Origin of the sequence: Chryseobacterium cheonjiense (assembly GCF_012927265.1) — a bacterium.
Classification (GTDB): domain Bacteria; phylum Bacteroidota; class Bacteroidia; order Flavobacteriales; family Weeksellaceae; genus Chryseobacterium; species Chryseobacterium cheonjiense.
Window position 1 is genome coordinate 1,908,133 of the sequence record NZ_JABBGF010000001.1, and the last position, 26,643, is coordinate 1,934,775.

Here is a 26,643-nt window from a genome sequence, read left to right on the forward strand (position 1 = left end):
TATGGATTTTTGTGCAATAGATTTTGAGACTGCTACCCATGAGAGAAACTCTGCATGTGAACTGGGAGTGTGTATTGTGCAGGATTCTAAAATTGTAGAAACTAAAACCTGGCTGATTAAACCGCCGAGTTTTCCCTACTTCAGTCCTTTTAATGTAGATGTTCACGGAATTTTACCTGATCATGTAAAAGATGCTCCTACTTTTGACGAAATCTGGTATGAAGTAGAGGAAATGATGTACGGGACTTTAATGATTGCTCACAATGCAGGATTTGATGCCGGTGTTTTACGCGGATGCCTGAATCATTACGGGATGTTTACTCCTAAATTAAATTACTTATGCAGTATTCAGCTTGCCAAAAAATCCTGGAATTATCTTCCACGGTATGGGCTGAAACATCTTGCAGAATACCACCAGCTAAGCTTCAATCACCACAGAGCTGGTGATGATGCAGAAGTGTGCGCAAAAATATCTTTACTGGCTTTTGAAAAGCTGTTTCTCACAAGCAATGAAGAAGTAAATGAACTGATGAAATTAAAAATAAAAAAACTTTAATTTATTTTTTGTTTTCATGCTAATATGTAAAAGGATAAATTCCAAATTATAGAATTAATTCCGGATTACAGAATTATCAGTTGCTTAAAACTTCTGACAAGAGATTAAATTTCGGAATATCAATTTCAAAATTTTCCTGGGTTTCCATATTTCTGACAAGGTATTTTCCGCTCATATTCCCCACTCCGGAACGAAGCATTACATTGGAAAAGTAGGCGAAATTTTCATTGCTGGAAATTTCTGGTGTCAGTCCTATAACGCCGTCTCCAATAATTTCCGTATAGCCGAATCCTACATCAAAAATCAACCATTTTCTTTTGAGGATCTTAATCGGAAAATTACCATCATTTTCGATCGTTATATTATACTTGAAAACATATCTGTTTTCAGATGGATAACTGTTTTTGCTATCATATTCAGGTATTACTGAAACTTTGATATTAGAGGTCATTTTTGAGAACATCATCTTGGTATTTCCTTAAAATATACAAAAATCTCGCCCTTTTTAGAGCGAGATTAAATTTATGATATAATTCTTTTTTGAAATTATAAGCCTAAGCCTTTTCTTTCGTCTCCATTCATTAAAATTCCTACCGGATTGTCGATGGCTTCTTTTACTGCCACTAAGAATCCAACAGACTCTTTTCCGTCGATAATTCTGTGGTCATAAGACATCGCTACATACATCATTGGGCGAATTACAACCTGTCCGTCAACCGCTACCGGTCTCTGGATGATATTGTGCATTCCTAAGATAGCAGATTGAGGAGGGTTAATGATTGGTGTAGACATCATAGAACCGAATGTACCACCGTTGGTAATAGTAAATGTACCTCCTGTCATTTCGTCTACCGTGATTTTTCCATCTCTTACTTTAGTAGCAAGATCTTTAATATTGGCTTCAACACTTGCAAAAGACATATTTTCAGCATTTCTCAATACCGGCACCATTAATCCTTTAGGACCTGAAACGGCAATTGAAATATCGCAGAAATCGTAGTTTACTTTGAAATCTCCGTCGATCGATGCATTTACATCAGGATACATCTGTAACGCTCTTGTAACGGCTTTTGTAAAGAAAGACATGAAACCAAGCCCTACACCGTGTCTCTGTGCAAATTCTTCTTTATATAATTTTCTCAGTCTGAAGATTTCAGACATGTCAACTTCATTGAAAGTAGTCAACATTGCCGTTTCATTTTTAACGGAAACTAATCTCTGAGCAATTTTTCTTCTAAGAACTGAAAGTTTTGTGGTTGTAGTAGATCTTGAACCTGTAGCGGTTACCGGGTTTCCTCCCAATGCAGGAACAGCGGCTAATTCAGCATCTGATTTTGTGATTCTGCCATCTCTTCCGCTTCCTGAAACCTGTGCAGCATCCATTCCTTTTTCGTCAAGAATTTTTTTAGCAGCAGGAGACGGAGCGCCTGTTGCATAAGTTTGTGTTGCAGCAGTTGCAGGTTGGGCCGCAGGCTGTTGAGCCGGAGCTTCCTGTTTTACAGGTTCAGCAGCTTTTGGAGCTTCTTCCTGTTTTGGGGCTTCAGCAGCAGGAGCAGCGCTTCCGGATGGCTTTGCAGCATCCATATCAATTAAGCAAACCACTTGTCCTACCTGTACAACATCACCTTCCTCAGCTTTTAAAGTAATTACACCGCTTTCTTCAGCAGGCAATTCCAGGGTTGCTTTGTCTGAATCTACCTCGGCGATAGGCTGATCTTTTTCTACATAATCGCCATCTTTAACAAGCCAGGTTGCAATTTCAACTTCTGTAATTGATTCGCCCGGTGAAGGAACTTTCATTTCTAAAACTGACATATCGTATTTTTTATTTTTTTAATTATTTATTTTTTAGATTTTAAGAAAATAGATAAAGCCAAAAGACTTTTTCTAAATTCTACCAAATTTAGGCGGTTACGGGTCTTTTTACAGGAGCATCATTTCTGTCGAACACTCTGTTGATTACTGCATTCTGGTTTTTCTCAAACATTTTGTGACTTCCCGGAGCCGGAGCACCGCTTGGAACCGGAGCTATTACCTGAATTCCCGTATCTCTGAAATTTCTTAAGATATAAGACCATGCGCCCATATTTTCAGGTTCTTCCTGAGCCCAGACCAGTTCTTTTCTGTTTGAATACTTTTCAAAGATAGCTTCAATAGCATCAGCCTGTAACGGATACAGCTGCTCAAATCTTACCAATGCAATATTTTCAGCATTTAACTCTTCTTTTTTAGCGAGTAATTCGAAATATAGTTTTCCTGAACATAATACTAATTTTTCTACTTTTTTAGGATCAGCAGCAGGATCATCAAGAATTGGCTGGAAGCCTCCGTTGGCAAAATCTTCAAGTGGAGAAACTACTTTCGGGTGTCTCAATAATGATTTCGGGCTCATTACAATTAACGGCTTTCTGAATGACCATTTCAACTGTCTTCTCAACAGGTGGAAATAGTTTGCCGGAGAGGTAATATTTGCAACAACCATATTTTCATTGGCACAAAGTGTAAGGAATCTCTCCAGCCTTGCTGAAGAGTGTTCTGCACCCTGCCCTTCCGAACCGTGTGGCAACAACATTACCAGACCGTCCTGAATTTTCCATTTTTCTTCTGCGGCAGCCAGGTATTGGTCTACAATAATCTGGGCACCGTTTACGAAATCTCCGAACTGAGCCTCCCAAATTGTCAATGTATTAGGAGAAGCCATTGCATATCCGTAATCGAAACCTAAAACTCCATATTCTGAAAGATGAGAATTGTACACATCAAATCTGCTTTCTGAAACATGTCTTAACGGAATAAATTCTTCTTCCGTATCTTCCGTTTTTACCACGGCATGTCTGTGTGAGAATGTTCCTCTTTCCACATCTTCACCGGAAATTCTTATATTATGACCTTCTACTAAAAGCGTTGCATAAGCCAGCCATTCTCCAAGCGCCCAATCTAATGAATCTGCTTCAATAGCTTTAATTCTGTTTTCAAAAAGCCTTGTGATTTTATTCAGGAACTTTTTATCAGCAGGAAGTGTAGACATCTTAACAGCCAGTTCTTTCAGCTTCTCAAGATTGTATTTTGTATCAACCGGTGTCTGAACTGCTCCTCTTTTTGCAATAGGATAATTCGTCCAGTCATCGGCCATGAATAAATCCATGACGTTTTTCTCAATTTCTTTGGATGCGTCGAAATTTTCATCCAAAAGCGCTTTAAATTCTGTCTCCATTTTAGCGATTACATCATTAGAAGTTACGCTGTCTTTCAACAATTTATCTTTATAGATTTCTCTTGGGTTCGGATGTTTTGAAATGATTTTATAAAGGTTCGGCTGTGTAAATCTTGGCTCATCACCTTCATTGTGACCGTATTTTCTGTATCCTAATAAATCGATATACACATCTTTTCCGAATTTTGCCCTGAAATCGGCAGCAAAATGAATAGCATGAACAACTGCCTCGGCATCATCTGCATTCACATGCATTACCGGAGATTCCGTAACTTTTGCAATGTCTGTACAGTATGTTGAGGATCTTGCATCCATGTAATTCGTTGTAAAGGAAACCTGGTTATTAACTACGATATGAACCGTTCCTCCTGTTCTGTAGCCTTCCAGAGTCATCATCTGTGCCACTTCGTAAGCAATACCCTGCCCTGCAATAGCACCGTCACCATGGATTACGATCGGTAAAATTTTAGAATAGTCTCCTTTGTATTTGTCATCTACTTTTGCACGGCAAATCCCTTCTACAAGAGCAGCAACCGTTTCAAGGTGAGACGGGTTCGGGGTAAGATTGATGGCCACTTCTTCTCCTGAAGCTGTTTTAATCTTTTTAGATGAACCTAAATGGTATTTAACATCTCCTGAGAATACATCTTCTTCAAATTCTTTTCCTTCAAATTCTGAGAAGATCTGTTTGTAAGATTTCCCGAAAATATTGGTAAGAACATTCAGTCTTCCTCTATGTGCCATTCCTAAAACCACCTCATCTACGCCCAACTGTGAAGATCTTGAAATCAACTGATCCAATGCCGGAATTAATGTTTCGCCACCTTCCAGAGAGAATCTTTTCTGCCCAACAAATTTTGTATGAAGATAATTTTCAAACGCTACGGCCTGATTTAGTTTTAATAATATTTCAGTTTTTTCATTTGCCGAAAGGCTTGGATGGTTTTCGTTAACCTGGATCCATTTTTTGATAAAATCCTTTTCCTCAACGTTGTTGATGTGCATGTATTCTACCCCGATAGAATCACAGTAGATGTTTTCCAGGTGTGTGATAAGTTCCTGTAATGTTGCAGGACCTTTCATCCCTGTTTCCACCGCACAGTTGAATTTTGTATTTAAATCAGACTTGTCCAGACCGAAATTTTCGATGTCTAAAGTCGGAGCATAATGTCTTCTTTCTCTTACCGGGTTGGTTTTCGTAAACAGATGTCCTCTCGTTCTGTACGCTTCGATAAGGTTTACCACCTTAAATTCTTTTTTGATGTGCTCAGGAACTTCTCCGTTTGATGCAGCCTGTGCTGCCTGCTGTACTACCGGAGCAGAAACAGCCGGAGCTTGGGTATATTGGATATAATCGTCATCTCCGTAATTCTCCAAAGCAAAATCGAAACCCTGAAAAAAGGCCTTCCATGATGGTTCTAAAGAGTCGGGAAATTTTAAATACTGTTGGTATAAATCCTCAATTAACTGAGAATGAGCTGCGTTTAGGAATGAAAATCTGTCCATTATTACAGTTTATCTGTTATTAAAATTTGTTTGTAGAATTAAACGTCAAATTTAATAAAAAAAACCGACTTGGAACAGCCCGTAACTATTAAAAAAACTATAAAAGAAATAAATTTAATGAATTTACTTAAATACTGATAATGAGAGTTTCATATTCACAGCATCATCTTCTACCGGACGTTCTAAAAACGTCTGGCGAATATCCCCGAAACGCATTTCATCTTTTTTTGCTTTTTGGATCAGCTGCTGAATCGCTTTTATTCTTCCTGCATAATTTCCTTTGTAGTACATAATGTAGTTTTGGGTGGGACCTTGTGTCCTGAAGCTGAAGTTATTATCCGTAAGCCCTATTTTTTTAGACAAAGGAATCCCAAGAAAGTAAGAAACCTCTTTATCTTTATAATTGTCTGCGTCAGTAATCAGGATGGGAAAGCCAAATTCATCTTCTTTTTTACCCAGATCCATTGTGGTGTAATTGTAGATTTTGTTATAATTCATCACAATATTTCTGTACAACGCATCTTTTTTGTTGGATGTGCTTACATTAATACCCAGGAGAAGCTTTTCTTCTTCATTTTCAACCATCAGGCTGTCGTATTTTATTGCAGCCATCTGATTGTCTTTCTCAACTTTATTGCCCAACACATTGTTAAGACTAATCATGCTTTTATCAATATTTTCGGCAAAACGATCTTCTGTCCAGAAGTTTTCAACGCGTTTTAAAACAGACAATTTAGGCGTATGTACAACCCAGGTAATCTTGGTTTTTTCAGGAGCTAATGCCTTAAACTTAACATCAACCACCGTAGGGCTTTCATTTCTGTCTTCAAAGAGCTGGTACCTGATGGTTTTATTCGGGTTTTCGTAGCGAAGGAACATTTCCCCATCGGTATCATTTTTCGGATCTGTATAGCTGATAGAGCTTCCCTGCCCTTCGTAAGGCGTATAGTAATCAATATCAATAGAATTTGAACTTGTAAAGAAATTATTCCACCTTGTGAAGTTCTGAAGATTATTAAACTGGTTAAAGACTTTCTCAACGGGATAATTGATCTCTTTTTCTATTTTAAAATCTTTGCTTTCATCCACAAAATAGTACATTGAAGCTGCATAAGCCCCGATCAGTAATAAAACAATAGCTGCTATGATTTTAAAGAAACGCATCGTACAAATGTATTGAAAATAACAAAAGTGACCAATATGCTGATCACTCTGTTTTAATTTATTTAATGTAAGACAGAAAAGATAATGATGAAATTGGTTGTGCTTATCAAAACAATCCAGATTTCACCTTTTCTTCAGCCATCCTGATTTATCCTATATGAGTTCCCGGCGCCAGAACTGCTCCTTTTTTAACGACGATAATACCGTCCTGAACGGAGTATGTACCGTAATCGCCGTCACTGATATGTTTTCCTCCAATGATGCGTACGTTGTCTCCAATGTAGCAGTTTTTATCTAAAATTGCTTTCTCAATATAGCAGTATTTGCCGATTCCCATATTAGGCTGGCCCTTCCTGTCATTGTTTATAATTTCTACAGGATCCTGATAAAAATCGGCGCCCATAACGTAAGAGTTTACAATGGTACTACCTTTATCGATTCTTGTTCTGTTTCCGATCACGGAATTTTCAATCTTATCGGCCAAGATAATGCATCCGTCACCGAAAACCGCCTTACTCACGTAAGAACCGTTAATTTTTGACGGCGGAAGCATTCTCGCTCTTGTATAAATTGGCGATGAAGAGAAGAGATTAAACTGAGGAAAATCCTGACAAAGATCCAGATTGGCTTCGTAGAAAGATTCGATGGTTCCGATGTCTGTCCAGTATCCTTCATACTGATAACTTAAGGTAGTGTATTTCCCGATTGAATTCGGGATAATGTCTTTTCCGAAATCGTCTCCGGCTCCTTCTTCAAACATTTTTTTCAAAATGCTTTTGGTGAAGATATAAATCCCCATCGACGCCAGGTATTCTTTTCCGGCATGTTTATTTTCTTCCGAAACTTCGGATTTTAAACCGTCTAATATATCGTAGCCCGGTTTCTCAACAAAGGAGGTGATATTTCCTTCGTCGTCAGAACTCAAGATTCCAAAACCTGTTGCATCTTTGGCATTTACCGGAATGGTAGCGATGGTTACATCACCGCCTTTTTCGATATGGAAATCCAGCATTTCCCTGAAGTCCATCTGGTAAAGCTGATCTCCGGAAAGAATCAAGATATAATCATAGTCATACTTTTCTAAATGCTTCATCGACTGGCGTACCGCATCAGCCGTTCCCTGGTACCAGTTCTCGTTTTCAACATTCTGTTCTGCCGCCAGAATATCAACAAATCCTTTACTGAATATGTCGAAATGGTAAGAGTTTTTAATATGTGAATTTAAAGAAGCTGAATTGAACTGCGTCAATACCAAGATTTTATTTAACCCTGAATTTAAACAGTTTGAAATAGGAATATCTACCAGCCTGTATTTTCCGGCAATGGGAACAGCCGGTTTTGATCTCGTATACGTGAGCGGGAACAGTCTTGTTCCTCTACCTCCTCCTAAAACAATGGAAATTACATTGCGATTCATAAATTATTTTGCGTTTTATTTTTATTAAGTTTACTATTCTGTTTTTGATGTCTTATTCATAAATCCACTCGATTTCCATGTGGTTTTAACAACATTACTTAGAAATCAGTCAGTTTATATTTCAGTTACAAAATGATAATTATCAGATTTAATTTTTATATAAAGCTATATATTTTTCTGCTGACTTTTCCCACGAAAAATCAAAATTCATATTGGCATGAATAAGATTTTCCATTACATTCTTCTGATTATACAGCATTAATGCTCTGTTCATTGCATGAATTGCGTCGTCTACTCCGGGATAGGTAAAATTGATCCCCGCACCTCCTGTTGAAATATCTTCTACTGTATCCTTCAGACCTCCTGTATATCTAACGATCGGCACTGTTCCGTATCTCATGGAGTACATCTGGTTCAGACCACAGGGTTCCACCCTTGAAGGCATCAGCAAAAAATCCGCCGAAGCGTATATTTTATGGGAAAGATGTTCTTTATATCCTAAATCTAAAGCAAAGTTGGTATACGTATAATCGTATTCTTTAAGCTTGTTTTCAATATAGCTGTTACCAGATCCCAAAACCATGATGTTAAGCGCTCCATAACTTTGTTTAATGCTTCTCCAGACAATATCAGGAAGAAGATCGGCACCTTTTTCAGTGGCAAATCTTCCGATAAAGGCAAACAAAGGAAGTTCAGGTTTCAGCCCGTATTCTTTACAAAGTTTCTCCTTGCCTTTCTTTTTCTGTTCAACAGCATTTTTACTGTTGAAGTTAAAATCCAGCATCGGGTCGGTTTCCGGGTTCCAAACTTCGGTATCAATACCGTTGATAATTCCGTATGCTTTACTGAATTCATCTCTTACAAGACTTTCAAGACCATGAAAGCTCACATAAAGTTCTTCGAGGTACCCCTGTGAAACTGTGGTAAAAGCATTGGCACATTTGATCATACTTGCCAGAGGATTGATCAACCCGTTCCAGTCCATTAATCCCCATTTATACTGATCAAAAGACGGAAGATACCTTGCCATTTCCCAGCTCATCATTCCCTGGTATTCACCGTTGTGAATGGTTCCTACCGTTTTTACACCTTTAAGGAAAGAGAACTCCGGACAATATTCGATCATAAAAGGAACCAGTCCTGTATGATAATCGTGACAGTGTAAAATATCCGGACGGATGTTCATCGCACTCAACCAGTGAAGAACACCATGCTGAAAAGCAATAAACTGAAAATTTTCATCCTGGTAGCCGTAAGGATTATCCCTGTCTAAAAGTCCCGGGATTTTTACCATGTACAGTTCAAAGCCCAATACATTTGATTTTTCCTTTAAAACCTGTACCTGAAGCATGTTTCCTCCCTGGTGAATGAAGCCATCAAAAACTATGTCAAACTCATGATCGTAAACAAAAGATTTGTTGTACCAGGGCATAACAACCTTCGCATCAATACCTTTAATTTTGTTCTGATACTTCGGCAAAGCGCCCACTACATCGGCCAGACCTCCTACTTTTGCCACGGGGTAACACTCCGTGCTTAGATGATAAATTACCATTTCTATATTATCTTTTGTGGTGTTTAATTCTATTTTGTTTATATTTTTTGTCTTTTCTTTTTAAAATAATTCCGGCAAGCGGGGGAAGATTAATGCTAATGGATTTCTGATGCCCCATAAACTCTTCGTGCTGTTCATCAAAAATATCTGCTTTCACACCACTTCCTGCGTACTGTTCGTCATCAGAATTGAAAACCACTTCCCAGTGGCTCCCTGCGGTTACCCCTATTTTATAATCAATCACTCTGGGAGTAAGGTTGAGAATAACCATACACGCATCATCTTTTCTTTCGCCTTTTCTAAGATAGATATAAACAGAGTTATCTATATCATCTGCCTGTATCCATTCAAAGCCTTCCGGAGAGAACTGGTTTTCATAAAATGCCTCTTCATTCCTGTATATATGATTGAGGTCTTTTACAAGTTTCTGCAATCCCTTGTGGACGGGATATACAAGCAAATGCCAGTCCAGACTTTTTTTGAAATTCCATTCGCTGGTCTGCCCGAATTCATCGCCCATAAATAAAAGCTTGGCGCCGGGGTGTGTAAACATATACACATACAAGGCACGGAGATTGGCAAATTTCTGCCATTCGTCCCCAAACATCTTGTAAATAAGACTTGCTTTACCGTGAACAACCTCATCATGGGAAAGAGGCATCATATAATTTTCATTATACACATACATCGAAGCAAATGTTAGTTTATGATGATGAAATTTTCTGTTGATAGGATCTACTTTAAAATAATCCAGTGTATCATGCATCCAGCCCATCATCCACTTCATGCCAAAACCTACCCCTCCAGCATGAACAGGTTTGGTAAGCATTGGGAAATCCGAGCTTTCTTCAGCAATTGTGATAATATCTCCGAATTCTTTATATACTGCCGTATTAAATTCCTGCAGAAAAGTCTTTGCTTCCAGATTTACATTTCCTCCGTAAATATTGGGTTCCCATTCCCCCTCATTTCTTGAATAATCGAGATGAAGCATTGAAGTAACCGCATCCACACGGAGTCCGTCTGCATGATAACGTTCCAGCCAGAACATGGCATTTGAAATTAAGAATGATTTTACTTCATTTCTTCCGTAATTGAAAATATAGGATTTCCAGTCGGGATGAAAACCTTTTCTCGGATCTTCGTGCTCATACAGATAAGATCCGTCAAATCTGTGCAATCCATTCGCATCACCCGGAAAATGAGAAGGAACCCAATCCAGAATCACCCCGATATGATTCTGGTGAAGCTCATCGATCAGGAACATAAGATCCTGAGGAGAACCAAAACGGGAAGTCGCTGCAAAAAAACCTGTAATCTGGTATCCCCAGCTCGGATCATACGGATACTCCATAACAGGCATGAATTCCACATGGGTGAATTCCATTTCTTTGATATAAGGGATAAGCCTTTGCGCGATATCACGATAATTTAAGAATTTCCCGGAGTCCTCATCATTCCTCATCCAGGAACCGAGATGGAGTTCGTATACGGAAAGCGGAGCTTTAAGGCTGTTTTTTTTCCAGCGGCTTTGCATCCATTCTTTATCATTCCATTCGTACCATGTAGTAGAAACCAGCGATGCTGCCTGAAGATTCTGTTCCCAGCTCAATGCATAAGGATCACTTTTTTCAAGAATTTCTCCCCTTGCAGTTTCTATTGCGTATTTATACAGCGTTCCCCAGGTAAGGCCTGCAATAAAGCCTTCCCAGATTCCTGAGCCATCCCATCTGGGAAAAAGAATATGATCTTTAGGATTCCAGTTGTTAAAGTTTCCGATTACCGAAACTTTCTTTGCGTTGGGAGCCCAAACCGAAAAGTAAACGCCTTGTATTCCGTCTTTTTCAGCAGAATGTGCCCCGAACTTATCGTACAGCTTATAATGTTTACCTTCTTTAAAAAGATAAATATCATGATCCGTAAAAAGAGTGTATGTTTTAACCGAATTCATCACGGTTCTGGTTTAAATTTTAATATTTTTCTGAAAGTATTAAAAAAATCAGAAAGAAAGGTTACCTATTGTTGAAGAAATTATTATGTTTAATTGCCCATCATCACTTGTTTCTATCAAATATAGAGCTTTTTGAGGAGTATAAGATCATTTTAAAAATAATTTGCCATAAAAAGATTTTATTATAAATTTATCTTTGAATTGTTAAACACATATGGATGAGATTTGAACTCCGTACCGAAGAGCATGATGAAAGAAATATCTACATTACCGGAAACTTCAACAGCTGGAACCCAAAGGATGAACAGTACAAGCTCCATCAGACAGATCCCCGAACCTATTGTATAGAAATCGGTGATGAGTTATTGCCTGATTTTATTGAGTATAAATTTACAAAAGGCGGATGGGAAAATGTGGAGCTAGATCAATATGGAAATATTACGTCCAACAGAAAGATCAGTAAATCCGAAGCTGAAACTTCGGATATGGTAAAAAAATGGAGACTCAATTGGGGACCATTCAAAAAAGAATTTTTCCCTATTGCAGAAGTTATTTCCGAAGCATTTTATATTCCACAGCTGGAACGCCACCGTAAAATCTGGGCCCTTCTGCCCTACGATTATTATATTTCTGATAAAAATTACCCGGTTCTTTATCTTCAGGATGCCCAGAATCTTTTTAATGAAGGAAGCGACTACGGAAACTGGGAGATCGACAAAAAGCTGTCCCTGCTGACGGAATACGGACGCGGTGATATTATCATCATTGCTATTGAACACGGAAGCGAAGACCGGATAAAGGAGTATATTTTTGATAATGATCATGTAGCAAACGGCTCAGAAGGCAAGAAATACATCCGTTTCATCACCGATACGCTCAAACCGTTTGTTGACGAAAACTACCGTACTAAAAAAGACCGGGACAATACCGGAATTGGTGGAAGCTCACTGGGAGCTCTGATCAGTATTTATAGCGGCTTTCTTTATCCTGAAGTATACTCCAAACTGCTTATTTTTTCACCATCATTATGGGTTGAGCCCAACAACAATTTCCCGATGATGAATTTCAGAACTCCCTTCACCATGAAAATTTATTTATACGGCGGCGGTCAGGAGGGTTCTAAAATGGTAAAAAGAATTCATGTTTTCGAAGAATATCTGAAGCAGTGGGAAAAGAAAAATCTTTTTGATTTTGAATTCAGAACAAGTATTAATCCGGAAGGCACCCACAGTGAATTTTACTGGTCTCAGGAATTCCCCAGAGCTATCGAATGGCTGTATTACAACAGCAAAGAAAACCCCGCAGAAGTAAAGCCTCAGCAAAACAGTATTAAAAATTAAATTATGAAATTAATCAATAAAAAAATAAAAAGTTACACCCAGATATTTCATCTTTTTACAGAAGAAGAATGGTCAAGAACCTCTAAAAATTTAAATAAAAATATTGCCGCTTTTTTCACAGGAAAGAAGCATGAAGTTTTCATCAATGTTCAGGATGAAGGAATCGCTTATTTTATCGGTTTAGGCAAGGCAGATTCTCCTGTATTTGAAATGCAGCAGGTTGCTGTTAAATTTTCACAAACCTACAAAGAAAAACTCTCGGCGGTTCCTACTCTTATTGTTGGAGATTTTATGGTAGAAAAGCAGTTTGAAGAATTTATAAAAGGGCTTCTTCTGGGGACTTATAATTATCCGTTTGAGAAAACCCACGCTTTCTGGAACCCGAAATTTGAGCTTCATTTCGAAAATTTAAGCCAGAAAAGGCTTGATATGATCAGCCACAAATCGGAAGCATTGAGCAACGCGCAGACTGCTTGTCAGGAATGGCTCAATAAACCTGCAAATCTTAAAAAACCTGAAACATTTGGCACATATTTAAAAAATATATCTAAAAAATACAACCTTAAATATACTTCATTCAACAGGAAAAAATGTGAGGAGCTGGGACTGGGTGCTTATCTTTCCGTAAATCAGGGCAGCTCTTACGATGCAGCATTTACGATTCTTGAATATAAGACCACTGTTAAAAACGCCAAAACATTCGGTCTTGTGGGGAAATGCGTTCTTTTTGACACTGGCGGAATTTCCCTGAAAAATCCGGACAACATGCATTATATGAAGTCGGATATGGGCGGCGCTACAGCGGTTTTGGGAGCCTTAATTTATGCCGCAGAATTGCAGCTCCCTGTGAATATTATTACTGTTCTTCCCATAACGGACAACGCAATTTCGGAAAATGCCTTCCTGCCGAGCGACGTTATTACGGCCTACAACGGAAAAACCATAGAGGTACTGAATACCGATGCAGAAGGAAGAATGATTCTCGCAGACGGACTTTCTTATCTTGCTAAAAATTACAAAACAGATATTCTTATTGATCTTGCTACATTAACAGGCAGTTCCGTAAGAATGTTCGGCGATACCTGCGGAGCGATGTTTTCCAATAACGAAGAGCTGAAAAACCTGCTGATAAAAACGGGTGACAGCACGAACCAGCGGTTATGGAATCTTCCGCTATGGGATATCTGGAAAGATGATATCCGTTCTGATGTTGCCGATCTCAAAAATATATCCATGAAACCTATCGGAGACTGTATTGTTGCAGCAAAATTCCTGGAGCAGTTCATTGAAAATCACCCGAGATGGGCACATCTTGATATTGCTGGTGTAGCTTTTGGAAATGTTGGATACGCTAAAGAGAAAGCCGCTACCGGTTTTGGAGTACAATTATTGTCAGATTTAATCGAAAATTATCATTAAAAATTAGTTTATTACAAAAATTCTCTGTATAATTGAAACAGTATTTTCAAAAGTGTATTTTATTTTAAGTTTTAGTAGTAAATAAACAAATAAAAACATCATTTATTTTTGAAAATTCATCAAAAACTTAAAAACATTATATGGAGAAGAAAACAATAGTATGTATTTCGTGCTATTACAAGGGGTATGACTTCATGGATGAGATGAAAAACCTCGGTAATAATATCATTTTGGTAACCTCGGAAAATCTTAAAGAAAAAGACTGGCCGTGGCATGCTATCGATGAGGTTTTCTATATGCCCGAAATAAAACCGTCTGTATGGAATCTCGATCATCTGGTTCAGGGATTTTCTTATCTGATGCAGACCAGAAAAGTAGATGCTGTTGTTGCTCTTGACGATTATGATGTTGAAAAAGCGGCCCTGATCCGTGAAACATTCCGTATTCCGGGAATGGGTCAGACCACACACCGATATTTCAGAGACAAACTTGCCATGAGGCAGAAAGCTAAAGATTCCGGCATTCATGTTCCTGAGTTTACTGCTGTTTTCAATAATGATGAAGTGAACAGTTTTGCAGATAGGGTTTCTCCTCCATGGGTATTAAAACCCCGCTCCGAAGCATCCGCATCAGGCATCAAAAAACTGGCTTCCAAAGAAGAACTTTGGCAGGAACTCAATAATCTTGGGGAAGAGCGCCACTTATTTTTACTGGAAAGTTTTAAACCCGGCGATGTTTATCATGTTGACAGTCTCACTTTTAATAAAGAAACGGTTTTCACATCCGCTTCAAAATATCTTGCTCCGCCTATGCAGGTTTCTCATGAAGGCGGTGTTTTCAGAACAAAAACACTGGGAAGATATTCAGATGAATTTCAAGCGCTTGAAGCGGCCAATATGAAAGTTCTTTCCAGCTTCGGGCTTATACATGGTGCAACCCATACAGAATTTATCAAAAGTAAAGATGACGGCAAATACTACTTCCTGGAAACCTCCTCGCGTGTCGGCGGTGCTCATATTCCTGATCTGGTGGAAGCTTCAAGCAGCATCAATATCTGGAGAGAATGGGCCAGAATCGAAGATGCGCTACTAAAAGGGCATAACTACGAAGTTTCTAAACCAACGGGACATTATTCCGGGCTGATCATTGCACTGATTAAGGATAAAGATCCTGACTACAGCCATTTTGAAAGTCCGGAAACCGTAAAATTCTTACCCATTGAACATCATGTAGGTATTGTTTATAAATCCAGTGATCCGGAGGTTATTCAGGAAAGACTGGACAGGGCCGCAGAAAAAATTCTTGCCGAGATGCTGAATATTCTTCCTCCTAAAAGCAAACCGACAAGCTAATCAACTAGCAACTAGCAACTAGCAACTAGCAACTAGCAAAAAAAATACTGATAATCAATCATTTTACAAATTATCATTTAACACAACACATGCCACAAATAGAACATACAGATTATTATTCTCATATATTAGGAACAAGCCTTAAAGTTGAGGTTACCGGACATTACGGCTATCCTATCATTATGTTTCCTACTTCACAGGGGCTTTACACACAAAACCATGACTTCCACTTGAACGGAAGTATCAATTGGTTTGTGGAGCAGGGAAAAGTTAAACTTTATAATATCCAGACCATAGACAGCTGGAGCTTTTATGATGATAATATTTCCCCACAGCAAAGAATCAGAAATTATGAAAGATATATTCAGTTTTTGATTCAGGAGTTTGTTCCTTATATTCAGAAAATTCATAAAACGCATCGTGTTGCGGTTGCCGGAGCAAGTTTCGGTGGATATCATGCGGCAAACTTTGCCTTCCGATTTCCAGATGTTGTTTCTCACCTGTTTTGCCTTTCCGGAGCTTTCAGTATCAGGAATTTTATGGATGGTTATTCCGATGAGCTGGTATACTTCAATTGTCCCAGAGAATTTGTAAGAAATGATGAAGCCTGGAAATACAAACATATGCATATTGTTTTGAGTACTTCCGATCAGGATATCTGCAGGGATAAAAATATTGAAATGGCAGAAATTCTGCGTTCGAAAGGAATTGATTTCTGGTATGACGAAAGAAAATGGATCAGCCATGACTGGCCGTTGTGGAGAATGGTTTTTCCTACATTTATCGGCGCATTTTTCTCTTAAAAGTTTAAATAATACAGATTAACAAATATTAAAAAAATACAATTATGGTTAAAAAAGTCGGAATACTATTCGGTATGGAAGATACTTTTCCCTGGGCATTTATTGACAAAGTAAATGAGCTTGGTAAAGGTGAAATTGTTGCAGAACCGGTAAGTATTGATAAACTTGAACAGGGTGCAGATTACGGATACGCGGTCATTATTGACAGAATTTCTCAGGATGTGCCATTTTACAGAGCGTATCTTAAAAATGCAGCATTAAACGGAACATATGTCATCAATAACCCTTTTTGGTGGAGCGCTGATGAAAAGTTTTTCAATAATGCTTTAATGACAAAACTTGGAATTCCGCTTCCTAAAACTGTTTTGCTTCCCTCTTACGAAAGACCGGAGAATACTTCGGAAACTTCTTTCAGAAATTTAAAATTCCCTCATGACTGGGATTATATTTTCAATTATGTAGGCTTTCCTGCTTACATGAAGCCTCACGACGGCGGAGGCTGGAGGAATGTTTACCGCGTAGAAAGCGCTGAAGATCTATGGGCCAAGCATTCTGAAACGGAACAGCTGGTCATGATGGTGCAGGAAGAAATTATTTTCGATGATTATTACAGAGTGTACTGTCTGGGTAAAAAATATGTTCACATCATGCCTTATGAACCAAGAAATGCCCATCATTTACGATATGCTACAACGCATCAGACACAAGGTGAAGAGCTGGAAAAATTATTAAAAACCATTCATGATTATACCATCAAAATGAATGAAGCATTAGGGTACGATTTCAATACGGTAGAATTTGCCGTTCGGGACGGAATTCCTTATGCTATCGACTTTTGCAACCCGGCTCCGGATGCAGACAGGAATTCTGTAGGCGAAGAAAACTTTGCATGGATTGTTGAGCACGCTGCAAAACTTGCCGTAGAAAAAGCAAAAGAATATGTTCCCGGAAAACCGAATATTTCCTGGGGAACCTTCGTAAAAGATTCTGTAAAATAAACATTCAAATAAAACACGAAAAAAAATGCATCAATTTACTATCGGGATAGAAGAAGAATATCAAATCATTGATGTTGAGAGCCGGGACCTGGTTTCTCATGTTTCGAAAATTATCGAAGGCGGAAAAGCAGTTTTAAGTGAAAACCTAAAGCATGAAATGCACGAATCCATGATTGAAATGGAAACGGGAATATGCCAGAACATTCAGGAAGCCAAAGCAGAATTAACCAATCTGAGAAGACATCTTATTAAAACGGCTCACGAACAGGGACTTCGCGTTTCCGGCGGAGGAACACATCCTTTTTCAAACTGGGAACACAACACCATCACCAACGGCGAACGATATATTAAAATCGTTGACGACATGGGAGATGTAGCACGTGGCAACCTCATTTTCGGGCTGCATGTTCATATCGGAATTCCGAACCGCGAAGAAGGGGTCAGAATACAGAATGTGATGCGGTATTTTCTGCCGCATGTTTATGCGCTTTCCACCAATTCACCGTTCTGGATTGGCAGGAATACAGGTTTTAAATCATACAGACAGGAAATTTTCGTTAAATTCCCACGAACCGGAATTCCCAGCTTTTTCAATTCTCTTGCAGAATTTGACAGCTATGTGGATCTTCTAGTAAAAACAGGAACCATCGACAACGCCAAGAAAATCTGGTGGGATCTCCGGGTTCATCCATTCTATCCTACGATTGAATTCAGGATTTGCGATATGCCATTAAGAATAGAAGAGACAGTTTGTCTGGCAGCGATTATGCAGTCTCTGGTGGCGAAAATCTATAAACTTCACCAGCAGAATTTAAGTTTCAGAAGCTACAGACGATTATTATTGAATGAAAATAAATGGCGAGCCTCAAAAAGCGGAATAGAAGCACATCTTATCGATTTCGGGAAAGAAGAATCCGTACCGTACCCTGATCTTTTGAAGGAACTTCTTGAGTTTATTGATGATGTGGTAGATGAATTGGGATGCAGAAAAGAAGTAGAATATGCCTGGACAATCCTTGAAAACGGAACCGGCGCAGACCGTCAGCTCCGAATATTTAATGAAACAGGAGACCTTACGAAAGTCGTTGATTATATGATCTCCGAAACCGAATATGGTATCACTCACGGTGAAGCACTACATTCATAATATTTGATACATTTGTATAAAATTTAAGACATATGAATGATATTCGAATTGCTTTGCTGGATATGAATAATAATCAGGTGAATCAGGGATTTAAAAATATAAAAGAAATTTCTGAAGCATTCAGGCAGAGCTGTACCGGAGAAAATGTAAGCATTACAACATTCGATGTACGATCTAAAAATGAAATTCCCGACATTAAAGATTTTGATATATTTATTTCTTCCGGCGGTCCCGGAAACCCACATCGTGAAGGATTTGAATGGGAAGATCAATTCAGTGTTTTTTTAGATTCGATTTACAATCACAACCGAATCAGCCAGGAGAAAAAATACCTTTTTTTAATTTGCCATTCTTTTCAGCTGGCAAGCATTCACTGGAAGCTGGGTAATATCTGTAAAAGAAAATCTTATTCTTTTGGAGTAATGCCTGTTCACAAAACAGAAGACGGTGAAGAAGAATTTCTATTTAAAAATCTTCCGGACCCTTTCTATGCTGTAGATTCGCGTGCCTATCAATTTATTGAGCCGGACCATGAGCGTTTTGAAGAGCTGGGAATGAAAATTACAGCGATTGAAAAATTCCGTCCTCATATTGATCTGGAGAGAGCGGTAATGGCCGTAAGGTTTTCTGAAGAGATCTTTGGTACACAGTTTCATCCTGAAGCCAACCCTGAAGGAATGATTGAAAATCTGAAAGATGAAAAAAACAAACTGGCTATGATTGAGAATTTCGGAATGGAAAAATATCTGGAAACTATCGACCGAATTGATGATGAAGATAAAATTACCCTTACGCAGTCTCAGATTTTACCGAGGTTTTTAGATCAGGCCAAACAAAATATTATCAGCAGAAGCAATGTTCTGATTTAGCGAATAAATTTAATACAGTAACATAATCGGGCGGTATTGTCCGATTTTTTTAAATCACAAAAGAAAAAGGATTATGATTTCAAAATACCGAAAGCAATTTAATCAGGAATTTTCGCAGGAAAAATATGCTCAGCTTAAAGAATATTTAAAGCAAAAAAGCGGACTGGAACCGGCCTTCAGAATTTCTGAAAGCCCTTTGTTCCTTACCAAAGACTTTGAAACTAAACTGACCGGTGCGAGCAATAGTATTATCAATCAAATAAAAAATTTATCTCCTGATGTCTTACAAAGGGCCGTTCCTGACAACTGCAGAGTTCCGAATGATACAGACAAACCACATTTTTTCACCATAGACTTCGGAATCTGCAAAAATAAAAACGGTGAAATAGAACCGCAGCTCATTGAACTCCAGGCTTTTCCTTCACTATATGCATTCCAAAGAGTATTTGAAGATGCATTTTGTGAAATATACCCATTCCTGTCCGAATTGAGAAATACAATTTCTCCCGAAGCTTTTAAAAATCAGCTTAATGATCTTATTGTGGGAAACGAAAATCCTGAAAATGTAATCCTTCTGGAAATCTATCCTGAAAAGCAGAAAACAGCCATTGATTTTATTTTGACTGAAAAGTTATTAGGAATAAAAACGGTTTGCCTTACTAAGGTAAAAAAGAACGGCAGAAAACTTTATTATGAGAACGAAGGACAGTTAACTGAAATCAAAAGAATTTATAATCGCGTTATTTTTGATGAATTAGACCGCATTCCTGATCTAAAAACGGAGTTTGATTTCCGTGAAGATATTGATGTAAAATGGATTACCCATCCCAACTGGTTTTTCAAAATTTCAAAATTTTTACTGCCTCTTTTACAACATCAATTTGTTCCGAAAAGTTATTTCCTGCATGAATTTCCCGAAACAGAGGATTTGAAAAATTTTGTTTTAAAGCCGTTGTTTTCTTTTGCCGGAAGCGGGGTTAATCTAAATCCTACAAAAGAAATTACAGATACCATTGAGGACAAACAAAATTATATTCTTCAGAGAAAAGTAGAATATGCCCCTATTTTCGAAGATATTAACGGAGATTTTTCGAAAGCAGAGATCCGTTTGTTGTATATTTGGCCTGAAAACAGCGACCGGCCTGTTCTGATGGAGAATCTGGCAAGAATGACCAAAGCAGCGATGGTGAACGTCGATTTTAATAAGAAAGATGCCATCTGGATCGGAAGCTCGAATGCTTTTTTTGCGGAGGAATAATTGATATAATTAAATCCATAAGACATTAGCAAAGATAAAATTTCAGAATTCTTAAAAAAGTTTCGGCGGCATCTTCGATGCCGCCGAAACTTTTAAATATGATTATAACATTCTGTCATCTTCCATTAATTCCCTGGTCTGGTAATCCTGTACGAGGTCAATCGCATTGGAAATTACGTCGCTTAAGGCAGTGATAAAAGTACCTTCTTCAGCCATTCCCATGGCGTGTTTCAGCGCTTCAATCTCTTTAGGAATGATTTCATAGCTCACATCTTTTCCTGAAGACTGCATTCCTTCAATGATCAGTCCATTGATTTCGTCTTCCGTACGTCCGCGGAGATGCTTTTCATTTCTGATGATGATATGATCGAACATTCTTCCTGCAATCTTTCCGCATTCCCGGATATCGCTGTCTCTTCGGTCTCCTACCCCTGAAATAATCCCAATTTTTTTTGTTGCCTCCACATTTTTGAGATAATCTTCAATCGCCTGATATCCCGAAGGATTATGAGCAAAATCAATAAGAACTTTGAAATTTTTAAACTTAAATACATTCAAACGGCCCGGGGTAAGCTGGGCACTTGGAATAAAAGTTCTTAAAGAATTGGAAATATCTTCAATCCCGAATCCGTACAGATAACAGGCGAGACTCGCAGCCAATACGTTTTCAATCATAAATTTGGCTTTTCCTTCCATGGTAATCGGAAAATCTTTAGCCTTGCCGATTCTTATCTTCCAGTCTCCTTTTTTAATCGTAACAAATCCTTCCTCGTAAACACAGGTAATCTTGCCCTCTTTAGCAAATTTCTGAATGTGAGGATTGTTTTCATTCATACTGAAAATCGCAACATGACTGTCGAGATCATTAACAATTTTCATGGAATACTCATTATCGGCATTCAGAATGCTCCAGCCGCTTTTCTTTACGCTGTCCAGAACGACTCTTTTTACACGCGTAAGATCCCTGAGGTTGTGGATATCATTCATTCCGAGGTGATCTTCCGCAATATTGGTCAATACCCCGATATCACACTGAGAAAAACCAAGTCCGGAACGTAAAATTCCGCCGCGAGCAGTTTCAAGTACGGCAAACTCCACGGTAGGATCTTTTAAGATAAACTCCGCAGATAATGGACCTGTCGTATCTCCTTTTGTAAGCATCGTATTTTGGATATAGATTCCGTCTGAGGTCGTAAAGCCTACTCTGTAACCGTTGCTTTTTACAATATGGGAGATCAGTCTTGTTGTCGTCGTCTTTCCGTTGGTTCCGGTAACCGCAATAATCGGGATGGTAAAAGGTTTTCCCGGAGGATACAGCATATCTACCACAGGAGCGGCAACATTTCTCGGAAGCCCTTCACTTGGAGCAAGGTGCATTCTGAATCCAGGTGCAGCATTCACTTCAATAATGGCTCCTCCACTCTCTTTTAGAGGCTGGGTAAGATTTTCCGCCATAATATCAATTCCGCAGACATCAAGGCCGATGATTTTCGAAATCCTTTCAGCCATAGTGATATTTTCCGGGTGTACCATATCGGTAACATCAATAGATGTACCTCCCGTTGAAAGGTTAGCTGTTGATTTCAGATAAACCACTTCCCCTTTTTGAGGAACTGTTTCCAGGGTGTAGTTCAGTTTCTCTAAAAGCTCGGTAGTATCTTTATCGACTTCAATTTCCGTTAATACATTTTCGTGTCCGTATCCTCTTCTCGGGTCTTTATTTTCTTTTTCAATAAGTTGCTGAAGATTTAATTCACCATCGCCTACCACGTGAGCAGGAACCCTTCTGGCAGCAGCAACCATTTTATTATTGATGACCAGCACTCTGAAATCGTATCCGGTAATATATTTTTCAACAATAACTTTTTTAGAATATTTCTGGGCGTGTTGCAATCCTATTTTTGCAGATTCCCAGTCATTGACGTTAATAGAAGAACCCTTCCCATGATTTCCATCCAGAGGTTTAATAACCACGGGATATCCTATTTTCCTCACTACACTATCAAGGCCTTCTTCATCCATGATAAGGTCTCCGATCGGCACAGGAATCGCAGCATCGTGCAGCATTCTCTTGGTAAGTTCTTTATTGCAAGCAATATCCACGGCAATAGAGCTCGTTTTCCCGGTAATGGTGGCCTGAAACCTTTGCTGATTCACTCCGTAACCAAGCTGTACTAAAGAGTTTGTTCCTAATCGGATCCACGGGATTTTCCTGGAAACAGCCTCTTCAACAATGCTTCCTGTTGAAGGTCCTAGACGAACTCTTTCGCGGATTTCTTTAAGTTTCTGAATACAGGCATTAATATCATATTCTTCGCCTTTAATCAAAGCTTCCGCAATTTTTACGGATTCTTCCGCGGCAAAAATCCCTGCGTTTTCTTCAATATAATTAAATACAACATTGTAAACTCCGGGTGTTTTAGTCTCCCTTGTTCTTCCAAAGCCCACTTCCATCCCTGCAAGCGTCTGGATTTCCAAAGCGATGTGCTCAATTACATGTCCCATCCATGTTCCTGTTTCAACACGATGAAAGAATCCTCCTTCTACTCCTTCAGAACATCTGTGAGCGAATAAGGAAGGCAGCAACTTTTCAATTCTTTCCCTGAATCCTTCGATCTTATTGGTAGGAAAATTTTCCATTTCTTCCAGGTCCAACCTCATCTGTATCAGCTTCTTTCGTCTGATACTCCAAATATTCGGGCCGCGCAATGCCTGTATTTTTTCAATTTTCATAATCTATTTGCATTTTTAATAGTTAACAATAACTGCATCTAGAATCAAAGATAATGCAAAACCCTAAACAAAACTATACCACATTTGAATATTTATTAAAAATAATCATTCTTTAGTAATCATTCTAAAATCCTCAAAATCAATTTTATGTACCATGAAATTTTTTCAGCTGTTAATATTTTTTTAAATTTGCACTCTATGACGAAACCTGTTGGAAAATTAATTGTTATTGGTGGTGCGGTAAACAAAGGAAGTTTTGCAGAAACCGATTTTGATCAGAATATAGAAAAAAACCTGAATTTTTTTGAGCGAGGGATCCTTAGAAAAATCATCAACGAGTCTAAGCATAAGGAAAATTCTGTTATTGAAATTATTACCACGGCCTCACAGATACCTCAAATTGTAGGCTCTGAATATAAAAAAGCTTTTGAATTTTTAGGAGCAAAAAATGTAAATATACTGGATATTCACAACCGTGAAGAAGCCAATTCTGATGCTATTGTCGCAAGGGCAAATGCTGCAGACGTTGTGATGTTTACCGGCGGAGATCAGCTTCGTCTTACATCCATCCTTGGCGGTACAAGATTCCATGATACCATTTTACTTAAATACCAGGAGCAGGATTTCATCTATTCCGGAACTTCTGCCGGAGCTGCTGCTGCTTCTGAAAATATGATTTATCAGGGAAGCAGTTCTGAAGCATTGCTGAAAGGTGAGATCAAAACCACACAGGGATTAGGATTAATCGACAACGTCATTATTGATACACACTTTGTACAGAGAGGAAGAATCGGAAGGCTTTTCCAGGCAGTGGTCAATAATCCGAGAACCCTGGGAATCGGTCTTGGTGAAGATACAGGTCTTTTTATCTATAACGATGTAATGACGGCCGTAGGTTCGGGACTTGTAATCTTAGTCGACGGAAGATTCATTAAGGATACCAATCTTACAAATATTAACCTCGGAGAACCGATTTCTATTGATAACCTTACGGTACACGTAATGTCCATGAATGATCATTATGATCTTACCACAAAAGTACTGACAATCGAAAATTCACAATTTAATCCTATTCCGCAGGATAAGTAAGAGCTTTTTCCGGCTTAATGATTATCCCTGATAATTTTTCTGAATTTTATTTTTCGGCCTGTTGAATCATATCCGGTTTGAAAAATTTGGCTATCTTGTCTGCAAAAACAATATTACAATGAAGGTAATCATTCACGGTGGGTTCTTTTCAGAAAGCGATCAGAGCCATGAGGTAAAAGCGGCCAAGCAGGAATCTCTTAAAAACATTGCAAAACAGGCTTTTGAATTTTTACAAACCCATTCTGCTTTTGACACAGCTGCCTTTGCCGTTTCGTTATTGGAAAACGATGAACTTTATAATGCCGGTATTGGTTCACAGATCCAAAGTGACGGGATTATACGGATGAGTGCAGCCATTATGGATGGAGAAACGCAGAAAATGAGCGGTGTTATTAATATTCAGGATGTAAAAAACCCGGTTTTCGTAGCAAAAGAGCTGATGAAGGAAGACGACAGAGTCTTAGGCGGAAGTGGTGCTAAAAAGTATGCTTCGACTCATGGTTTCGAAAATTTCTCCACTGAAATTCCGAAAAGAAGAAAAGAATACGAAGAAAAATTAAATAACGGCGGAAAAGGCACAGTCGGATGCGTTGTATTAGATAAAGACGGAAAATTGGCTGTAGCAACCTCTACCGGAGGAAAAGGATTTGAGATTCCGGGAAGAATTTCAGATTCCGCCACCGTAGCCGGAAATTATGCCAATTCTTTCTGTGCCGTTAGCTGCACAGGCGTGGGTGAAGATATTGTAAGCAATGCTACTGCTGCGAAGATCGTAACAAGAGTAACCGACGGAATGTCTCTCGGCGAAGCTTTTGACAAAACTTTTAAAGAACTGAAAACTTTTGATGGTTTTGCAGGAGCCATTGCCATCGATCAGCACGGAAATTTATACCATCAGGATTCTCATCCCACTATGGTCTTTGCAAGTTTTGACGGGGAAAATCTAAAAACCTTCCATTAACTTTAACATTATTTTATAGTTCTGATATTTTTTTTGGCACGTATTTTACATGATTAGTAATAACAAATTTTAATATTAACACTTAAAAAATAGAAATCATGGGAAATAAGACAAAAGGTTTATTGGCATTAGTTGGTCTTGGAGCTTTAGCATATTGGAAATACAAAAACTCAAGCCCGGAGCAACAACAAATGGTAAAAGATAAATTGAATAATGCAAAGGATAACCTAAACAAGTGGGGAAATGATCTTAAAGAGAAAGCCAACAGTGTTGCTTCCCAGGTTCAGGACAAAGCTGATGAATTTAAAAACCAAGCGCAGGATTCTGTGAACAAAGCACAGGAAACCGTAAGCTAAGACTAGTTATTTAACATTCATATATTTCAAAAAAAGTCATTGTAATTTAAAATATTACGATGACTTTTTTTGTGCTCCGATCGCAAAGACCAAGGGTATTTTATTACCAAACATGGAAATCCGCCATTTCCCTTTTTCAAATTCCTGAACATGTCTGAAACAAGGATAAGGTGACCAGTCGAATTCTTTAAACTGATCTATTTTCAAATTATTATCAATCAGGCTTTGCAATGCTTCTGCTAAAGAATGGTTCCACATCACATATTCCTGAACAATATTCGCGGAAGGATCTGCATAAGTTCCTTCGTATGTTTCTACAATAGGCTTTTCATTAAAATAATTGTATTTCACCCCATCAAAATCATCATCAAACATCCAAACGACCGGATGAAACTCTGCCATTACAAATTTACCGTCAGGTTTTAAGAAATGCGAAATTACTTTCGCCCAACGGTCGAGGTCAGGAAGCCAGCCGATCGTACCATAACTCGTAAAAACGATGTCAAATTTTTCATTAAGAACGTTGGTAAGGTTATACAGATCGGTGCATATAAACTGTGTATTGGTTTCGCATTTGAGAGCTAGCTCTCTGGCGGTCTCAATAGCTTTATCCGACAAATCTATTCCGGTAACTTCAGCTCCAAGCCTTGAAAGAGAAATAGAATCCTGGCCAAAATGACATTGAAGGTGAAGAATTTTTTTATTTTTAATGTCACCTAAAAGTTCCATTTCAATAGAATTAAGAGAGCTTCTGCCTTTTAAAAATTCATCTACAAAATAAAAATCTGATTTTAAGTGAGGTTCTACTTTAGCATTCCAGGATTTTCTGTTGATCTCTAAATAATTTTCCATGACTGATATTTATGTTTAAAAATATTAAAATAAATGTAACTGTAAATACATTCGTTTTAAAGACAACTAAATTAAAACAACAGAATTTTTAATTTCTTTCGAT

21 protein-coding genes are annotated in these 26,643 nt (G+C 38.3%); 12 read left to right on the forward strand and 9 right to left on the reverse strand.

Going from position 1 to position 26,643, the window contains the following annotated elements; all coding sequences use genetic code 11:
• The first annotated feature begins 1 nt into the window (after window position 1).
• Window positions 2–556, forward strand: coding sequence for a 3'-5' exonuclease (locus HHL20_RS08655; protein ID WP_169230738.1), 555 nt, complete (start codon window positions 2–4; stop codon window positions 554–556).
• A 76-nt stretch (window positions 557–632) separates the two neighbouring features.
• Here HHL20_RS08655 and apaG read toward each other — a convergent pair whose 3' ends face one another.
• The 7 genes from apaG to glgB form a co-directional block, all read right to left on the reverse strand.
• A complete protein-coding gene (apaG, locus tag HHL20_RS08660; protein WP_228463137.1) occupies window positions 633–1,007 on the reverse strand; it encodes a Co2+/Mg2+ efflux protein ApaG in 375 nt (124 codons plus the stop codon).
• Window positions 1,008–1,102: 95 nt separating this feature from the next.
• The gene (gene odhB / locus HHL20_RS08665) at window positions 1,103–2,371 is read right to left on the reverse strand and encodes a 2-oxoglutarate dehydrogenase complex dihydrolipoyllysine-residue succinyltransferase (RefSeq protein ID WP_169230740.1); all 1,269 of its coding nucleotides are present in this window, start codon (window positions 2,369–2,371) and stop codon (window positions 1,103–1,105) included.
• Window positions 2,372–2,459: 88 nt separating this feature from the next.
• Window positions 2,460–5,276 carry a 2-oxoglutarate dehydrogenase E1 component gene (locus tag HHL20_RS08670; RefSeq protein WP_169230741.1) on the reverse strand — a complete coding sequence of 939 codons (2,817 nt, stop codon included), beginning with the start codon at window positions 5,274–5,276 and terminating at the stop codon, window positions 2,460–2,462.
• Between the two features lie 123 nt (window positions 5,277–5,399).
• Window positions 5,400–6,440, reverse strand: coding sequence for an SRPBCC domain-containing protein (locus HHL20_RS08675; protein WP_169230742.1), 1,041 nt, complete (start codon window positions 6,438–6,440; stop codon window positions 5,400–5,402).
• A gap of 148 nt (window positions 6,441–6,588) precedes the next feature.
• Window positions 6,589–7,857 (reverse strand): glucose-1-phosphate adenylyltransferase, encoded by a 1,269-nt coding sequence (locus HHL20_RS08680; RefSeq protein WP_169230743.1) that lies wholly within the window; start codon window positions 7,855–7,857, stop codon window positions 6,589–6,591.
• A gap of 148 nt (window positions 7,858–8,005) precedes the next feature.
• A complete protein-coding gene (locus HHL20_RS08685) occupies window positions 8,006–9,412 on the reverse strand; it encodes a glycogen synthase (protein ID WP_169230744.1) in 1,407 nt (468 codons plus the stop codon).
• 7 nt (window positions 9,413–9,419) lie between these two features.
• Window positions 9,420–11,363 (reverse strand): 1,4-alpha-glucan branching protein GlgB, encoded by a 1,944-nt coding sequence (gene glgB, locus HHL20_RS08690; protein WP_185194803.1) that lies wholly within the window; start codon window positions 11,361–11,363, stop codon window positions 9,420–9,422.
• A gap of 218 nt (window positions 11,364–11,581) precedes the next feature.
• On the opposite strand from glgB, the gene HHL20_RS08695 reads away from it, so the two are divergent.
• From HHL20_RS08695 to HHL20_RS08730, 8 genes are all read left to right on the forward strand, one after another.
• Complete coding sequence (locus tag HHL20_RS08695) at window positions 11,582–12,703, forward strand: alpha/beta hydrolase (protein ID WP_169230746.1); 1,122 nt, start codon at window positions 11,582–11,584, stop codon at window positions 12,701–12,703.
• Window positions 12,704–12,706: 3 nt separating this feature from the next.
• Window positions 12,707–14,122 carry a leucyl aminopeptidase family protein gene (locus tag HHL20_RS08700; protein WP_169230747.1) on the forward strand — a complete coding sequence of 472 codons (1,416 nt, stop codon included), beginning with the start codon at window positions 12,707–12,709 and terminating at the stop codon, window positions 14,120–14,122.
• A 140-nt stretch (window positions 14,123–14,262) separates the two neighbouring features.
• Window positions 14,263–15,474 carry an ATP-grasp domain-containing protein gene (locus HHL20_RS08705; protein WP_169230748.1) on the forward strand — a complete coding sequence of 404 codons (1,212 nt, stop codon included), beginning with the start codon at window positions 14,263–14,265 and terminating at the stop codon, window positions 15,472–15,474.
• A gap of 89 nt (window positions 15,475–15,563) precedes the next feature.
• Entirely contained in the window at window positions 15,564–16,277 is a 714-nt protein-coding gene (locus HHL20_RS08710) for an alpha/beta hydrolase-fold protein (RefSeq protein ID WP_169230749.1), read from the forward strand.
• 44 nt (window positions 16,278–16,321) lie between these two features.
• Complete coding sequence (locus tag HHL20_RS08715) at window positions 16,322–17,275, forward strand: ATP-grasp domain-containing protein (RefSeq protein WP_169230750.1); 954 nt, start codon at window positions 16,322–16,324, stop codon at window positions 17,273–17,275.
• A gap of 25 nt (window positions 17,276–17,300) precedes the next feature.
• Entirely contained in the window at window positions 17,301–18,422 is a 1,122-nt protein-coding gene (locus tag HHL20_RS08720; RefSeq protein WP_169230751.1) for a carboxylate-amine ligase, read from the forward strand.
• A gap of 32 nt (window positions 18,423–18,454) precedes the next feature.
• Window positions 18,455–19,291, forward strand: a complete 837-nt coding sequence (locus HHL20_RS08725) for a type 1 glutamine amidotransferase (RefSeq protein WP_169230752.1) — start codon at window positions 18,455–18,457, stop codon at window positions 19,289–19,291.
• A 73-nt stretch (window positions 19,292–19,364) separates the two neighbouring features.
• The gene (locus HHL20_RS08730) at window positions 19,365–20,549 is read left to right on the forward strand and encodes a hypothetical protein (RefSeq protein ID WP_169230753.1); all 1,185 of its coding nucleotides are present in this window, start codon (window positions 19,365–19,367) and stop codon (window positions 20,547–20,549) included.
• Window positions 20,550–20,651: 102 nt separating this feature from the next.
• Here HHL20_RS08730 and cphA read toward each other — a convergent pair whose 3' ends face one another.
• Entirely contained in the window at window positions 20,652–23,282 is a 2,631-nt protein-coding gene (cphA, locus tag HHL20_RS08735) for a cyanophycin synthetase (RefSeq protein ID WP_169230754.1), read from the reverse strand.
• A 198-nt stretch (window positions 23,283–23,480) separates the two neighbouring features.
• Here cphA and HHL20_RS08740 point away from each other — a divergent pair, with 198 nt between their 5' ends.
• From HHL20_RS08740 to HHL20_RS08750, 3 genes are all read left to right on the forward strand, one after another.
• Window positions 23,481–24,371: a cyanophycinase gene (locus tag HHL20_RS08740; RefSeq protein ID WP_169230755.1), complete on the forward strand. Its 891-nt coding sequence runs from the start codon at window positions 23,481–23,483 to the stop codon at window positions 24,369–24,371.
• A 118-nt stretch (window positions 24,372–24,489) separates the two neighbouring features.
• Window positions 24,490–25,332 (forward strand): isoaspartyl peptidase/L-asparaginase, encoded by an 843-nt coding sequence (locus HHL20_RS08745; RefSeq protein ID WP_169230756.1) that lies wholly within the window; start codon window positions 24,490–24,492, stop codon window positions 25,330–25,332.
• 98 nt (window positions 25,333–25,430) lie between these two features.
• Window positions 25,431–25,688, forward strand: a complete 258-nt coding sequence (locus tag HHL20_RS08750; RefSeq protein WP_169230757.1) for a YtxH domain-containing protein — start codon at window positions 25,431–25,433, stop codon at window positions 25,686–25,688.
• Between the two features lie 54 nt (window positions 25,689–25,742).
• Here the strand turns inward: HHL20_RS08750 and HHL20_RS08755 are convergent, their stop codons facing one another.
• Window positions 25,743–26,540 carry a class I SAM-dependent methyltransferase gene (locus HHL20_RS08755; protein ID WP_169230758.1) on the reverse strand — a complete coding sequence of 266 codons (798 nt, stop codon included), beginning with the start codon at window positions 26,538–26,540 and terminating at the stop codon, window positions 25,743–25,745.
• Window positions 26,541–26,643: the final 103 nt, after the last annotated feature.

Coding starts and splice junctions, on each gene's coding strand:
- cphA (WP_169230754.1), bottom strand. CDS start 23,282: ATGAAAATTGAAAAAATACAGGCATTGCGCGGCCCGAATATTTGGAGT.
- HHL20_RS08705 (WP_169230748.1), top strand. CDS start 14,263: ATGGAGAAGAAAACAATAGTATGTATTTCGTGCTATTACAAGGGGTAT.
- HHL20_RS08655 (WP_169230738.1), top strand. CDS start 2: ATGGATTTTTGTGCAATAGATTTTGAGACTGCTACCCATGAGAGAAAC.
- HHL20_RS08745 (WP_169230756.1), top strand. CDS start 24,490: ATGAAGGTAATCATTCACGGTGGGTTCTTTTCAGAAAGCGATCAGAGC.
- HHL20_RS08680 (WP_169230743.1), bottom strand. CDS start 7,857: ATGAATCGCAATGTAATTTCCATTGTTTTAGGAGGAGGTAGAGGAACA.
- glgB (WP_185194803.1), bottom strand. CDS start 11,363: ATGAATTCGGTTAAAACATACACTCTTTTTACGGATCATGATATTTAT.
- HHL20_RS08675 (WP_169230742.1), bottom strand. CDS start 6,440: ATGCGTTTCTTTAAAATCATAGCAGCTATTGTTTTATTACTGATCGGG.
- odhB (WP_169230740.1), bottom strand. CDS start 2,371: ATGTCAGTTTTAGAAATGAAAGTTCCTTCACCGGGCGAATCAATTACA.
- HHL20_RS08750 (WP_169230757.1), top strand. CDS start 25,431: ATGGGAAATAAGACAAAAGGTTTATTGGCATTAGTTGGTCTTGGAGCT.
- HHL20_RS08715 (WP_169230750.1), top strand. CDS start 16,322: ATGGTTAAAAAAGTCGGAATACTATTCGGTATGGAAGATACTTTTCCC.
- HHL20_RS08730 (WP_169230753.1), top strand. CDS start 19,365: ATGATTTCAAAATACCGAAAGCAATTTAATCAGGAATTTTCGCAGGAA.
- HHL20_RS08670 (WP_169230741.1), bottom strand. CDS start 5,276: ATGGACAGATTTTCATTCCTAAACGCAGCTCATTCTCAGTTAATTGAG.
- HHL20_RS08725 (WP_169230752.1), top strand. CDS start 18,455: ATGAATGATATTCGAATTGCTTTGCTGGATATGAATAATAATCAGGTG.
- HHL20_RS08695 (WP_169230746.1), top strand. CDS start 11,582: ATGAGATTTGAACTCCGTACCGAAGAGCATGATGAAAGAAATATCTAC.
- HHL20_RS08700 (WP_169230747.1), top strand. CDS start 12,707: ATGAAATTAATCAATAAAAAAATAAAAAGTTACACCCAGATATTTCAT.
- HHL20_RS08710 (WP_169230749.1), top strand. CDS start 15,564: ATGCCACAAATAGAACATACAGATTATTATTCTCATATATTAGGAACA.
- HHL20_RS08720 (WP_169230751.1), top strand. CDS start 17,301: ATGCATCAATTTACTATCGGGATAGAAGAAGAATATCAAATCATTGAT.
- HHL20_RS08755 (WP_169230758.1), bottom strand. CDS start 26,540: ATGGAAAATTATTTAGAGATCAACAGAAAATCCTGGAATGCTAAAGTA.
- apaG (WP_228463137.1), bottom strand. CDS start 1,007: ATGACCTCTAATATCAAAGTTTCAGTAATACCTGAATATGATAGCAAA.
- HHL20_RS08685 (WP_169230744.1), bottom strand. CDS start 9,412: ATGGTAATTTATCATCTAAGCACGGAGTGTTACCCCGTGGCAAAAGTA.
- HHL20_RS08740 (WP_169230755.1), top strand. CDS start 23,481: ATGACGAAACCTGTTGGAAAATTAATTGTTATTGGTGGTGCGGTAAAC.